We start from the raw sequence: 13,869 nt of genomic DNA on the forward strand, positions 1-13,869 counted from the left end.
CGTCAACACTTCCTTAAGTGAGAAGATGTTTTTTTCGTCGTGTTGGTGTATTTGGGGTGAGTGCATTCGATCCCCGAGTGCACGCAGCGATTAAAGCCATCTCACACATCGGAGGGCAACATGGCCAAGAAAGCGAAGAAGGCGAAGAAGGCGAAGAGCGCAGTGAAGAAGACTGCGAAGAAGACCCGCAAGGTCGCGAAGAAGAAGAAGTAACTTCGCTTCTGAAGTTGCCGGCTCTTAAAGCAGCCGGCACGTCATCAGCGCCTCCCAGAGGTTCTGGTCGACGATAGAGGGTGTCGGCGAGACATCAGGTCAACGGTCGGGCCGTTCTCTTTCACGGTCCGGCAGAAGAAACGAGTTTTCTTCGTTCGGTGCGGTTCTCCTTCCGGGGCTCCGCAATTTCACAAGCGGCCTTCGGGTCGACGTGAAATCTGGTCCTGACGTGTTCGCCGACGCCCTCGTTCTCCCTGAGGCCGGGGTATTGCCGGCATCCCCTTTCCCACATTGCTGATCTGACCGCGACGCGTCCGCGCCGCTTCTGTCGTGCTGCCTTGGGGCAGCTGCGGCGAACCGGCATGACGGTCATGGCTCGGGCGACTGCGCCAAGCCCACTAAGACCCAATCCCCAGTCTCGAGCTTCGCGCCGGCCTGCATTGGTGGCTGCGAGTGGTGCCGCCGCACGAGGCGGCCACGGGGGCTCTTCGGGTGAGCCGCTCCCACAAATTGTAACCGCAGGACGCGCACCACCGCGCGCGATGGTTATCGATGTCCCAAAATCCTGCGGTAAACAGAATCTGACGAATCGCAGAAGTGCCTGCAAATCGGGGACTTTTTGAATTTTACGCGCAGGCGCCGCGCGCTCGCGTTTACGTCTGCTTCATCGCGATACTTAAACTGCCATTCAAATTTGCCCGCCATCATCGCCTCCAACAAGCCGGCAAACGGCTTGGGCAAGAAGACTTCGACGAGAAGACTTGGGGAAGAGTTGAACACTGCACGATCCCAGAAGGGATCATGCAAATCAGAGTTGGACGGGGGCCGCGCTCGGGGGAACGAGGCGGCACAAGAAAAAAGGGGATGCGTTATGTTTCAGGGTACTTTCGATCTGGAGACGGCGACGCCGATCGACGCCAGCGCGCTGTCGGACGTGCTGTTCGAGCGCGGGATCTATTGGGCGAGCGGCCGCTCCGGCCTCGTCGATCTCGTCGCCGCGCACAAATGGTTCAACCTCGCTGCCCTGAAGGGCCGCAAGGACGCCGTGGCGCTCCGCCAGGAAGTTGCCGGCCAGATGTCGGTTGCCGAGATCTCGGCCGCGCAGCGCGACGCGAGGGCGTGGGTTTCCGCGCACTAGAGCCGTTTCCGGTCCGATGGAACCGGACCGGGCTCTCGGTCCCTGTTTGATGCGCGGTTCTTGCGCGAGCCGATATCGACTTCGCTCGAAACCCGCTTTGAACTGAGAATCGCATCCAACCCCGTGTTTTCACGGGCGGACCTGTTGCGCTGAATCAAATCTTTCGTCGTGCCGCCACTTAAGAACCCGCGCGGCATGAACACCCACGACGCCAATCGACAATGGCTGCCGATTCAGATCGCTCCCGATGACTGCGATCTGGAACTCGGACGGCCGCACAAGACGGGCATCGTGCCCTGGACCTTTCCGGCTCGCCGCAGGTGCGGCGTCTGGTTCAACGTCTGGGCCAACGAGCCGGTGCTGATTTCGCCGTCGCATTGGCGCATCTGGCGGTCCGGCCGCTAGGCGCGGACACACATATATAAGGTCATTGAGAATCGGCCTGAGCTCGGCGGCGCTGGTCCTGGCGCGGGGCTTCCGGAGCCGATCGGCGGCCGCCTTCAGCTGAAAGAGCCCACAGACCTTGTTGATGCTGCTGCTGTTGGGTGGCGGAGAGGGAGGGATTCGAACCCTCGATACAGCTTGAGACCGTATGACGCTTTAGCAAAGCGTTGCCTTCAGCCACTCGGCCACCTCTCCGGTGCGAGCCTTATGCCTCTAATTAGTTGGGCCGGTCAATTTGTAAGCGCGTGATTGCGCTCGAATATTCCCAGCGATTTTCGAAACAGGCCGGCTTTGCATTCGGGACGAGAACGATTACGCCGCGAGAACAGGCGCGGGGGCTGGAATGTCTGGCGTATGAAGTGCGGCTGTTTCTCGCACATGGGGTGTTCGTCCTGGCGTAAGTAGTTGGATTTACTGCGGAATCGATAGAATTTGTGCGGCAGAGCCTATCGAGCTGGGAATTCGCTCGTCTCCGCGATATCCCAGTAACGCTTTGAATCTAATTGATTTATAGCCAAGTGCCTGCTGTCGCGCGTGGAGCGAGCTGCTCCTTGACCGTATTCGCCCGGACGGTCCGCCGATTCTGGTAACGATGCTCCCGGCGGAATAAGCGCCGCAGCGGCCGCCCGGATGGGCGTTCGCGGGACCGGTTGCTATGGTCAACGAGTTGAATTGAGGGAGGAATGGCTTGGCGAACGAGTTGCAGGCCAAATTTCGGCGTGCCGTCGATGCCTTTCAGGGCAGGGACCTGGCGAAAGCGGAAAAAATACTCGAGCAGATCAGGAGATCCTCCCCGAATATCTTTGACGTCGAGCACTTCCTCGGCGTGATCAAGCTGATGCAGGGCCGGTTTTCGGAGGCCGAGATTCATCTCAAGGCGGCGGTCGGCCTGAATGGAAGCAATGACGAAGCGCTCAGCAACTATGGCTATGCGCTCAAATCCCTGAATCGCCCCCAGGAGGCGCTGACGTATTTTTCGCGCGCCTTGGCGGTGAATCCGCGCAATCCTCTTTCCTACCACAACCGAGGTTCGATCCTCGCCGAGTTTGCGAGAGACTATTCGAACGCGATCGATCAATTCGACAAGGCGATAGCCTACAATCCGAACTTCGCCGATGCCTATGTGAGCAAGGGCAATTGCCTCGAAAAACTGCAACGCTACGAAGACGCTCTCGTCGCCTACGACAAGGCGCTGGCGATCAAGCCCGATCTGGAGAATGCCTGGCTCGGCCGCGGCAATGCCTTGCGGAACCTCAAGCGCCATGACGAAGCGTTTGCAACCTACGACAAGGCGCTGTCGGGCAAGCCCGGGTTCGGGGACGCATGGATTGGCCGAGGTGACGTCTTGGCCGATCTCAAGCGCCATGACGAAGCGCTTGCTGCGTACGAGAAGGCGCTGGCGATCAAGCCCGATCTGGCGAATGCGTGGGTCGCGAGGGGGCATGTTCTCTGGGGCCTTGCGCGCTACGACGCCGCGCTTGTGGCCTACGACAAGGCGCTGTCGATCAAGCCCGACCTGGAGGGCGCCTGGCTTGGCCGCGGCAATGTCTGCTGCGATCTGAAGCGCTACGACGCAGCATTCGCGGCGTATGACAAGGCGCTGTCGATCAGGCCTGATCTGGCGGAGGCGTGGCTTGGCCGGGGCAACGTTCTCACCGAGCTCAAGCGCTATGATGGCGCATCTGCCGCTTATGAGCGGGCGCTGTCGATCAGGCCCGACCTCGCCGAAGCATGGCTCGGTCAAGGCAATGTTGCGTGGGGGCTTAAGCGCTACGAGGATGCTCTTGCTGCTTTCGACAAGGCACTCTCGACCAAGCCTGAACTGGAAGGGGCCTGGATTGGTCGAGGCAATGTCTTCACCGATCTCAGGCGCTTCGACGAGGCTCTTGCCGCTTACGACAAGGCCCTGTCCATCAATCCTGATCTCGAAGGCATCGAGGGGTTGCGTCTCTATGCAAAGATGCATTTGTGCAACTGGGATCATCTGGAGGAAGAGATCAGTCATTTGACGGCGGCAATCCGGGCGGGCAAAGCGAATAGCTCTCCCTTTGCATTGCTGTCGCTGACGGATTCTCCTGACGATCATCTCCGATGCGCCAGAGCATGGGTCGCCGCAAAGCTCCCGCAATTCTCGAAACCAGGCGCGAAGGGGGAGAGCAACAGGCACGACAGGATAAGGGTCGGATATGTCTCGCCCGATTTGCGCGAGCATCCGGTCGGCTACCTGACCGCCGGGATTTTCGAGAGCCACGACACCGACCGCTTCGAGACCTACGCCTTCTCGATCGGTCCGGGGGACAACAGCGAATTGCGCAAGCGGCTGGAAGGCTCCTTCCATCGCTTCATCGATTGTCAGCACAAGAACGACGGTGAGGTCCTGCAAGCGATCAACGATGCCGGGATCGACATCCTCGTCGATCTTGCCGGACATACGCACAATGCCAGGCTGTCGCTGTTCGCATCCGGTCCAGCTCTGATTGTGGTCAATTACCTCGGATTCGCAGGGACATTGGGAAGCAAGGACCTCGCGCATTACATCATCGCCGACAAGGTCGTGCTGCCGGAATCCAGCGCCCCGTTCTTTGAAGAGAAGGTCGTTCGCCTGCCTGGCAGCTTCATGCCGCGCGACAGCAGGGGACAGGCCATCGACCAGACGGCCTGCGACAGGGCTGATCACGATCTGCGACCGGAATGGACGGTGTTTTGCTGCTTCAACAATGCCTACAAGATCAATCCATCCGTCTTCGGCAGCTGGATGAATATCCTGAGGAGCGTGGACCAGTCGGTGTTGTGGTTGTCCGATATGGCGGAAATGGCAAAATCCAACCTGAGAAAGGAAGCAGGACGCCTCGCCATCGATCCGGACCGCCTCGTGTTCGCAAGGCGCCTTTCATCATCCGCCGACCATTTGGCGCGCCATCGCCTTGCCGACCTGTTTCTGGATACACTGCCATACAACGCACATACCACGGCCAGCGATGCGCTGTGGGCCGGTCTGCCCGTCCTGACGCAGATCGGAAATGGTTTCGCAGGCCGCGTCGCCGCGAGCTTGCTTGAGGCCGCTGGCCTGCCCGAGCTGATCACGCGGACACGCGAGGAATATGAAGCGCTCGCGGTCGACCTGGCGCGCAACAAGCAAAGGCTTCAGGCCATTCGCAACAGGCTGCAAGAGAACCGGACAACGTCGCTGTTTGATGCGCCTCTCTATACGAAGCATTTGGAGGCGGCCTACGAGGCAATGCTTCAAAGGCATCAAGCTGGATTGCCGCCGGACCAGATCGAAATTCAGGCGCTTGGGTGAGCAGGCCGTCCTACGCCTGCCGCCCCATTGCTGACACGGACGCACCACAGCCGCTCCGCCCGCTCCCGGGTTCCCGGACTGGCGCCCGACGGAGATCGAGGACGCTGATTGGGAAGGAGGGGCTGGCGCCGGATGCCGGCTGTTTCGGCCGGCCTGGTGGCCCAGTGCCTGTCCGAGCCAATCTATCCGAGCCATTTCATGTGAATGTCCATCGCCGCGTCGACCGGCGCCCTTCTGGCGGCTGCTGTCGTGGCCGTGTCCTCGCCACGTGAGCCATTTTGCGGCGGGCCGGCGTGCTGCCTGAGTCTCCGGCCGATTCCACGATTCGACCGCGTTAGAACCGCAAAGGGACGACGCTCCGTCCGCGCCGCCTCAATTGAGGATTTTCAGAGGCGAATGGAACCGTCTCGAAAACATCAGCAAAAACAGTATGTTGCGAAGGCGCTGCGATCACATCTGCGTGTTATTTGTGCAACACCCGTCGGAAAACGAGCTTCATAGGCCCGTCTTGAAGCGTTCTGTTGTTGTGTGTGCAAGGACGTTCGGTAATTGTGACTGAGCGACGGAGGGGGGCATCCCGAGGTCGTCCCGTTTTAGGTGGTTCGCTTAAGTCCCTCGCGTTCAGCGGGTGTGTCCGAAGGCGCGAAGCGACTAAGCGGTGAGTTAGGGGACAAGGGAACCAACCTTAGGGTGTCGTCACCCAGCGGATCCGGAACCTTCCCTATAGAGCAAACTTGGAGGTTTAACATGAAGTTGGTTAAGAGCCTTTTGCTCGGTTCAGCGGCGGGTCTGATCGCCGTTGGCGGAGCGCAGGCAGCCGATCTCCCCGTGAAGGCCAAGGCGGTCGAATACGTGAAGATCTGCTCCCTGTACGGTGCCGGATTCTACTACATCCCGGGCACTGACACCTGCATCAAGCTGGGTGGTTACCTGCGCGCCGAAGTCGCGCTGGGCACCAACTCGGACTTCACCCTGAACCAGAACGTCTCGACCCAGGGCGCCAACGGTGCACGCAACCGTCTGACGAACTACTACACCGCGCGCGCTCGTGAAGACCTCAACATCGACACGCGCACCGCGACCGAGTACGGCGTCGTCCGTACCTTCTTCGACGGCGTGTTCTCCTGGACCACCGGCAACTACGTCGGCACCGGCAGCGCGACCGGCACCACCGCCTACAGCGGCGCGCTGGCGACTGCCACGACCCCTGGCGCGACCACCACGTCGCTCTTCGGCTCGGGCGGTGGCTCGGTCAACGGCACCGACGGCAACACCTCGGCTGGTTCGCTCGGCGTGTACTACGCCTTCATCCAGTTCGCGGGCTTCACCATGGGTAAGGCCGTGTCGCAGTTCGACGCGCCCTGGACCAACTATCCCGGCAACAACTTCGACGGTCTCGTCGGCGGCAGCGGCACGGTCACTGGTATCAACCAGTTCTCCTACACCGCTGACTTCGGTCAGGGCATCACGGCGGCGATCTCGCTGGAAGATCCGACCTCGTACATGCAGGCCGGCAACCTCAACATGTCCGGTGCGACCGCGTCGAGCGTCCTCGGTGCCTCCTACGGCTCCAACGCCATCGGCGGTTCGCGTTCGCCGAACATCGTCGGTCAGGTTCGTGTCGACCAGGCCTGGGGCCTCTTCCAGGCGTCGGTTGCGGCCAAGGATAACCACGTCGCTTACTACGGCGCGACCGAGCCGACTGGCCACCCCGACGACAAGTGGGGTTGGGCGGTTCAGCTCGCTTTGTCGATCAAGAACATCCCGACTGGTGCGGGTGACGTGATCAACATCCAGGGCGTCTACACCGACGGCGCGACCCGCTACAACTTCCAGAACCTGGCGGGCAGCACCTACGTGATGTTCGGCGGTTCGAGCACCGCCTACCAGAGCCTCGGCTACGCTTCGGCTCCGGACACCGTGTTCATCACGGGCAGCTCGCAGGAGACCGTCAAGACCTGGGGCTTCCGCGGTGCTTACACCCATAACTGGGATCCCTACTGGAACACGGCGATCTACGGTGCTTACGCTCAGGCGCAGTTCGGCACCTTGGCCAAGACCACGCTGTGCGGCGCCGGTGGTGCTGGTGGTGGCGTGATCGGTGCTGGCTTTGCCGGCGTGACCTCGTGCAACCCGGACTTCGCGATCGCCCAGGCGGGTATCATCACCCGCTGGACCCCGGTCAAGAACCTGACGTTCTCGGCTGACCTCGCCTGGACCCATCTCGACCAGAAGTATGCTGGTACGGTGACCCCGGCCGCTCTGGTCCCGGTTCCGGCCAAGCCGGTCGCGACCTACGAGCTCAAGGATCAGAACTCGGTCGTTCTGCTCCTCCGCGCTCAGCGCAACTGGTAAGTTCGGTCTAACGACCTGACAGAGAGCCCCGGCGGGAAACCGCCGGGGCTTTTCTTTTGGGCGACCCCGGCAATGTCAGCCCAGCCGGCGCCCCGCTTCCGTGACCGGTCGCTCGCTCCGGCTCAGGTCGCGGCCTCTCCACGCTGTCTGCTCAGCCCGAAACGGACCGTTGATCTGGATCAACCCGGAGGAGTGCCGCTTCGTTTCTGTACGTCTCACCATCGGTCAAAGACCCCACTATCGAAAAGCGCATATCAAGCGAAGCAACTCGTCGCGCGGTGTGAAGCAACGCAGGCCGCTGATGTACGGGCGGGGGGCGTCATGAATCTGGCTGATACGAATTCGTTGTCTGGCTCCGGACAATCGTTCGAAGATCCAGCAGGTGAGGGGATGCTTTACGTGCCGGGCGGCACGTTTCGCATGGGCTCGGATCGGCAGGGCAATTTCCCGCATCAGAATCTTGCGGCTGACGGCTTCGAACGCACTTCGCCCGTCACCGCGTTCCCGGCCAACGGGTACGGCTTGCACGACATGATCGGCAATGTCTGGGAATGGACGGCCGATTGGTATTCGCAGAAGCACGAAGCGGACGCCCCGAAAGCCTGCTGCATCCCGCAAAATCCTCGCGGCGGGCCCGAGGGCGCGAGCTACGATTCTTGTCAGCCAAACCTCAGGATTCCACGCAAGGTGCTCAAAGGCGGCTCGCATCTTTGCGCTCCCAACTACTGCCGCCGCTACCGTCCGGCCGCGCGTCATGCCGAGCCGATCGACACCTCAGCAAGCCATGTCGGCTTCAGGTGCATCACCAGGAAGAGGATCACATCATGAGTAACGATAGGATTCCGGAAAAGCCTGAGATGAGCACGGGACCAATCGGCGGAGGATTGAAACGCCGCGATCTCTTGTTGAGTGGTAGTTCTCTCGTCGCCGCTTCGGCGCTCTCGGCCGTCGGATTGACGAGCCCGGCGCAAGCGCAGCAACCGGCACCAGCGCCGGCAGCGGCCGGCCAGCGGCCAAACATCGTCTTCATCATGGGTGACGACATCGGCATCTGGAATATCGGCGCCTACCACCGCGGGATGATGGCCGGGCGGACGCCAAACCTCGACAAGATCGCCGCCGAAGGCATGCTGTTCACCGATTACTACGCCGAGGCGAGTTGCACGGCGGGTCGCGCCAACTTCATCACTGGCGAGCTGCCGATCCGGACCGGCATGACCACAGTCGGCCAGGCAGGCGCTCCCACCGGCCTGCCGGCGGAGGCCGTGACCATTGCCACGGCGCTGAAAGGAATGGGCTACGCCACCGGCCAGTTCGGCAAGAACCACCTTGGCGACAAAAATGAGTTTCTGCCAACGGTGCATGGCTTCGATGAGTTCTTCGGCTACCTGTATCACCTCGACGCGATGGAAGATCCGGCCCACCCCGCTTACCCGCAGGAACTGTTGAACACAGTCGGTCCGCGCAACATGGTCCACTCGTGGGCGACTAACGTGGACGATGCCACCGTGGATCCGCGCTGGGGCAAAGTCGGCAAGCAGAGGATCGAAGACGCCGGAACGCTCTATCCCAAGCGGATGGAAACCGTGGACGATGAAATCCGCGACTTTGCGCTGAATTTCATCGACAGAGCTAAGGCCGACAACAAACCATTCTTCCTGTGGCTCAATCCGACCCGCATGCACATCGTTACGCACCTGTCGCCGAAGTACCAGGCGATGCGCAACTCCAAGAACGGTTGGTCCATCCATGAAGCCGGCATGGCGCAGCTCGACGACGACGTTGGCATCGTGATGCAGAAGCTGAAGGACATGGGCGTCGATGACAACACCATCGTGGTCTTCACGACCGACAATGGCACCGAGGTCTTCACCTGGCCCGATGGGGGACAGACGCCATTTGCGCAGAGCAAAGGCACCGTGATGGAGGGCGGCTTCCGCGCACCGGCGATGATCCGCTGGCCGGGCAAGGTGCCGGCCGGCAAGGTCGAGAACGGCATCATGTCCGGGCTGGACTGGTTCCCGACCTTCCTGGCCGCGGCTGGCAACCCCAACATCGTCGACGAGCTCAAAAAGGGTAAGCACATCGGTGACCGCACCTACAAGTGCCATCTGGACGGTTACAACCAGCTGGACATGATCACTGGCAAGGGGCCGTCAAATCGGCACGAGATCTTTTATTTCGGCGAAAGCGAGCTGGGGGCCGTGCGCATCGACGATTACAAGTATCGTTTCATCGATCAGCCTGGAGGCTGGCTGGGTGAAAAAAGCAAGGTTGATGTGCCCTATTTGACCAACCTTCGCCTCGATCCTTTCGAGCGCACGGGCTGGCCCGATAGCGGGACCAAATTTGGAGCGCAACAATACTTTGACTGGTTCAAATACGAATTCTGGCGCTTCGTGTTTGTGCAGCAGCAGGTGGAAAAGCTGGCGATGACGGCGATAGAGTTTCCGCCGATGCAGAGGGGCGCAAGCTTCAATCTAGACGCGGTGAAGGCCAAGATCGAAGCGGCGCGGGCGGCGATGACGAAATAAGCGTACAGTTCTGATCACTTGCGGGTGGCCTTTTATCGGTCGCCCGCTCCTCTTACCCGTTGTTGGGACTTTGCGTCGTTTCGCTGCGGTGCGGAATTTGGTTCGCTATCGGCGCCGTAGCGGACGTTCTGACCAGCTACGTCGGCAGCTCTCAAGCTGCGCGCTCTGGGACGGCTCGCCTCACGACGGCCGAGAGATATTCCTCGAAGGCCCAAGCCGGACGACGTCGCATGTCCGGCGCTCGCCACCGATGCTCCCCGAAGCGAATCAGAGTAGGGCCGTCTCTATTCCACGCTGCCGGCGCCGCGGCGCAGGTCGGCCTCGATCTGCAGTCGCGTGCCGCCGCCGAACCGGGCACGGTAGACCTGAAGGTTCTCCATGATCCGCTGCACGTAATTGCGTGTCTCGGAGAAGGGGATCAGCTCGACCCAGTCGACCGCGTCGACCTTGGGGTCGCGCGGGTCGCCGTAGCGGTCGATCCACTTCTTCACGCTGCCGCGGCCGGCATTGTAGGCGGCAAAGGTCATGATGTAGGAGCCGCGATAATCCGCCAGCAGCCCGCCGAGCTCGGCCGAGCCGAGCGTGGCGTTGTAGACCGAATCGTTCTTGAGCCGCCCAAGATCGTAGGTTGCGCCGTGCCGCTTGCAGACATAGCGCGCCGCATCCGGCGTCACCTGCATCAGCCCGTAGGCCTGGGCCGGCGAGACCACCGACGGATTGAACGCGCTCTCCTGCCGCGCGATGGCGTAGACGATGCTGCGCTCGACCTCGGGGCCGATCGGGGTGAATTGCGGGATGCCGTTGACGGGGTAGGCGTAGAAGTCGAACGGCAGGCCGCGGTTGAGCGCGGCCTTGCCGAGCAGCAGCATGCCGCGCGCATCGCTGTAGCGCTGGGTCAGCTCGCCGAGGCCGGCAAGCGCCTCGGGATCGCCGTTCTCGCCCATGTCAGCGAGCATCGGTATTGCAATTTCGCGTTCGTCGAGCTCGTAGAGCAGCTGCGCGGCGCGCACGATCTCAAGCCGCTCGGCGCCGCGGCCGCGCGGCTGGCTGTTCAGCTCGATCTGCGGCAGGCCGAGTTTTGCGCGCGCGAGCTGGCCGTAATAGCTCGTGGATTGCTCTGCTGCCCGCGCGTAGGCGTTGCGCGCCTCCTGCTGGCGGCCCGAGGCTTCCGCGGCGCGGCCCTGCCAATAGCCGGCGCGTGCCAGCGTGGTCGGGTTGACGCTGCCGACGCCGATACGGGCGAAATGCTGGGTGGCCGTCGCGGGGTCGTTGAGGAAACGCAGCGCGATCCAGCCCGCGGTGAATTCCTGCTCGGTCTTGTAGATGTCGCGCGAGGGCAGGGCGGCATCGCGCGCGATCAGATAGGCGCTGCGGAATTCCTCGGTGTCGATCATCTTGCGCGCCAAAAGGCGCCGCTCGATCCACCATTCGTCGAGATTGTAGAGCCGGTTCGGATCCTTCGGGGCCGACAGCATCAGCTGGGCGGCCTCACTGAACTTCTCTTCCCGTCGCAGCAGCTGGATCTTGCTGAAGAGGAAGCCGGGATCGTTGTGCAGCTCGCGCGGCACCGCATCGAGCAATGCGCGCGCGTTCGGCGCCTTCTTGACGGAGGCGATGCGAGCCTTGGCCAGCGCGACATAGCCGGCGCCGAGGCGCTTTGCGGCGCGCAACGCGGCTTCGTTCTCGCTGCCATAGAGCAGGGTGTCCATCCGCGCCTTCTGGTCGCCCGCCGTCAGCAGCGCACCGAACTGGTCGAGCGCGTTGTTCTCGGTCTCCTCCGACATCGGATCGCTGCGCCAGGCCTCGCGCACCAGCCGTTCGGCATTGGCGCGGTCGCCGCGTGCCAGCATCGCCCTGGCGAGCGTGAAGCGGCCCTTGGCGGACACCGGGGATTCGTTCTCGAACCAGGACCACGCGACGGACTCGTCGCGCCTGTCGTCCCACATCGCAGCCTCGAGGCGGCGGCGCAGGAAGGTCTGCGACGGCCAGCTCGGATTTGCGGAGAGGAAGGCGCGGTAGCGCTCGACGGTTGCGCCATTGTCCTCGCTGCGCAGGATGATCCATTCCGCAAGTTTTCGCGCGACAGGATCGGAGATGGAGGCGGCGTAATTGCTGGCATCGCCCGGCTTGCGCTTGCGCACGAGCTCGATGACGTTCTCCAGCGTGTCCTTGTCGGCTTGCGACGTCGACGAGGTCGCCGCGACCGCGGCCGGCGTCACCGGCTTGCGCGGCGCGGCGTGCTGGCGGGTTGCCGGCGCCAGCACGGGAGCTGCGATGGGCTTTGCGGGGGCCGGGGCGGTTGGCCTGACGGTGGCCGTCACGGCCGGGGCGGGTGCGGTTTTGGGCGGCGAGCTGTTGGCGGTCGGCTGTGATTTCGGCGCGGGGGCTGCGGCCGCTGGCTTCGGCTTGTCTTTCCCGGAGTCCTTGGCTGCGTTCTTGCCGGCATCCTTACCTGCATCCTTGGCCGGCTTCTTCGCTGCGTCCTTGGCCGGCGCGCCGGTTGCCCCCTTGCTCGCGCCCTTCGTTGCGTCCTTGCCGGTTCCCTTGGATGCGTCCTTGGCTGATCCTTTCGCGGGATCCTTGGCAGCTGGCTTCGCGGGTTCCTTGGTCCCCTCCGCGGGCGTCTCATTGGACTTGGCGAGGGCGACGCAGCCGACCGACAGCCCTGCCATCAGGCTCACGGCCAGACCTAGGGATCGCCAGGCGGCACGAGGAAAGGAGGTCACGGCGTTTTGTCGCCCCGAATCAGTGAAGTGGCTCAAGATCTAGCTGAATCTGATTGAATATGCGGACAAAATACCAACAGCCGCTTACTTCCGGCGGGTTTGCACCACCACCGCGGCAAAATCGCGGCCTAAACGGTGCGTCCCGCGGCAGCGGCCCTTTTACCGGCGGGATAGACCCGATATGTATGGGCTTGCTCTCAAGATTGCCGCGTACGGAGGAAGTCCATGGCAGCCAAGACGAAATTCCGGGGGTCGTTCACCGCCTTGGTCACGCCGTTCAAGAACGGCTCGCTGGACGAGGCGGCGTTCCGCTCCCTGGTGAACTGGCAGATCTCGGAGGGCACCAATGGCCTCGTCCCGGTCGGCACCACCGGCGAGAGCCCGACGCTGAGCCATGACGAGCACAAGAAGGTGGTCGAATGGTGCATCGCTGAAGCCAAGGGCCGCGTCCCGGTCATCGCGGGCGCCGGCTCCAATTCGACCAAGGAGGCGATCGAGCTCTCCCAGCACGCCGAGAAGGCGGGCGCGGACGCCGTGCTGATCGTGACGCCCTATTACAACAAGCCGACCCAGGAAGGGATGTATCAGCACTTCAAGGCGATCAACGATGCGATCGGAATCCCGATCATCATCTACAACATCCCGCCGCGCTCGGTGATCGACATGTCGGTCGACACCATGAAGCGGCTCTGGGAGCTGAAGAACATCGCCGGCGTCAAGGACGCCACCGCCAGCATGGTGCGCGTGTCGCAGCAGCGCGCAGCGCTGGGCGAGGACTTCAACCAGCTCTCCGGCGAGGACGCCACCATCATCGGCTACATGGCCCATGGCGGCCATGGCTGCATCTCGGTGACCTCGAACGTCGCGCCGCGCCTGTGCTCGGAGTTCCACGCCGCCTGGCAGAAGGGCGATCATGCCACCGCGTTGAAGCTCCACGACAAGCTGATGCCGCTGCACAACAACCTCTTCATCGAGAGCAATCCGGCGCCGATCAAGTATGCGATGTCGCTGCTCGGCAAGCTCGACGAGACGCTGCGGTTGCCGATGGTGCCGGTCTCCGAGCCGACGCGCGTTGCGGTGCGCAGCGCGATGGTGCACGCCGGTCTGATCAACTGAGGCGCTAACCAAACCCGGGGAGCTTTCATGGGGGTCGACGAA

At 62.3% G+C, this 13,869-nt stretch carries 7 protein-coding genes, 1 tRNA gene and 1 pseudogene; 7 read left to right on the forward strand and 2 right to left on the reverse strand.

The window, feature by feature from the left end:
- The first annotated feature begins 1,084 nt into the window (after nt 1–1,084).
- Together N2603_RS19870 and N2603_RS19875 are read left to right on the forward strand one after the other, a co-directional pair.
- Nucleotides 1,085–1,351: a hypothetical protein gene (locus N2603_RS19870; protein ID WP_260390068.1), complete on the forward strand. Its 267-nt coding sequence runs from the start codon at nt 1,085–1,087 to the stop codon at nt 1,349–1,351.
- A 195-nt stretch (nt 1,352–1,546) separates the two neighbouring features.
- On the forward strand, nt 1,547–1,756 hold the full coding sequence (locus N2603_RS19875) for a hypothetical protein (RefSeq protein WP_260390069.1): 210 nt from the start codon (nt 1,547–1,549) through the stop codon (nt 1,754–1,756).
- 141 nt (nt 1,757–1,897) lie between these two features.
- Here N2603_RS19875 and N2603_RS19880 read toward each other — a convergent pair.
- A tRNA-Ser gene (locus N2603_RS19880) sits at nt 1,898–1,990 on the reverse strand.
- Between the two features lie 493 nt (nt 1,991–2,483).
- Between N2603_RS19880 and N2603_RS19885 the strand changes: the two genes are divergently transcribed.
- The 4 genes and pseudogenes from N2603_RS19885 (at nt 2,484) to N2603_RS19900 (ending at nt 9,985) form a co-directional block, all read left to right on the forward strand.
- Entirely contained in the window at nt 2,484–5,096 is a 2,613-nt protein-coding gene (locus tag N2603_RS19885) for an O-linked N-acetylglucosamine transferase family protein (protein WP_260390070.1), read from the forward strand.
- A 747-nt stretch (nt 5,097–5,843) separates the two neighbouring features.
- Nucleotides 5,844–7,451, forward strand: coding sequence for a porin (locus N2603_RS19890; RefSeq protein WP_260390072.1), 1,608 nt, complete (start codon nt 5,844–5,846; stop codon nt 7,449–7,451).
- A 402-nt stretch (nt 7,452–7,853) separates the two neighbouring features.
- A pseudogene (locus N2603_RS19895) lies at nt 7,854–8,279 on the forward strand (formylglycine-generating enzyme family protein); the annotation flags it as partial.
- Nucleotides 8,280–8,308: 29 nt separating this feature from the next.
- On the forward strand, nt 8,309–9,985 hold the full coding sequence (locus N2603_RS19900; protein ID WP_063710356.1) for an arylsulfatase: 1,677 nt from the start codon (nt 8,309–8,311) through the stop codon (nt 9,983–9,985).
- 284 nt (nt 9,986–10,269) lie between these two features.
- Here N2603_RS19900 and N2603_RS19905 read toward each other — a convergent pair whose 3' ends face one another.
- On the reverse strand, nt 10,270–12,657 hold the full coding sequence (locus N2603_RS19905; RefSeq protein WP_260390073.1) for a lytic transglycosylase domain-containing protein: 2,388 nt from the start codon (nt 12,655–12,657) through the stop codon (nt 10,270–10,272).
- Between the two features lie 279 nt (nt 12,658–12,936).
- Here N2603_RS19905 and dapA point away from each other — a divergent pair, with 279 nt between their 5' ends.
- Nucleotides 12,937–13,827 (forward strand): 4-hydroxy-tetrahydrodipicolinate synthase, encoded by an 891-nt coding sequence (gene dapA, locus N2603_RS19910; protein WP_260390074.1) that lies wholly within the window; start codon nt 12,937–12,939, stop codon nt 13,825–13,827.
- Nucleotides 13,828–13,869 lie beyond the last annotated feature (42 nt).

The sequence above is a fragment of the Bradyrhizobium huanghuaihaiense genome, assembly GCF_025200885.1.
GTDB classification, from domain to species: Bacteria; Pseudomonadota; Alphaproteobacteria; order Rhizobiales; family Xanthobacteraceae; genus Bradyrhizobium; species Bradyrhizobium huanghuaihaiense.

Coding starts and splice junctions, on each gene's coding strand:
- N2603_RS19870 (WP_260390068.1), top strand. CDS start 1,085: ATGTTTCAGGGTACTTTCGATCTGGAGACGGCGACGCCGATCGACGCC.
- N2603_RS19875 (WP_260390069.1), top strand. CDS start 1,547: ATGAACACCCACGACGCCAATCGACAATGGCTGCCGATTCAGATCGCT.
- N2603_RS19890 (WP_260390072.1), top strand. CDS start 5,844: ATGAAGTTGGTTAAGAGCCTTTTGCTCGGTTCAGCGGCGGGTCTGATC.
- N2603_RS19900 (WP_063710356.1), top strand. CDS start 8,309: ATGAGCACGGGACCAATCGGCGGAGGATTGAAACGCCGCGATCTCTTG.
- N2603_RS19905 (WP_260390073.1), bottom strand. CDS start 12,657: ATGGCAGGGCTGTCGGTCGGCTGCGTCGCCCTCGCCAAGTCCAATGAG.
- dapA (WP_260390074.1), top strand. CDS start 12,937: ATGGCAGCCAAGACGAAATTCCGGGGGTCGTTCACCGCCTTGGTCACG.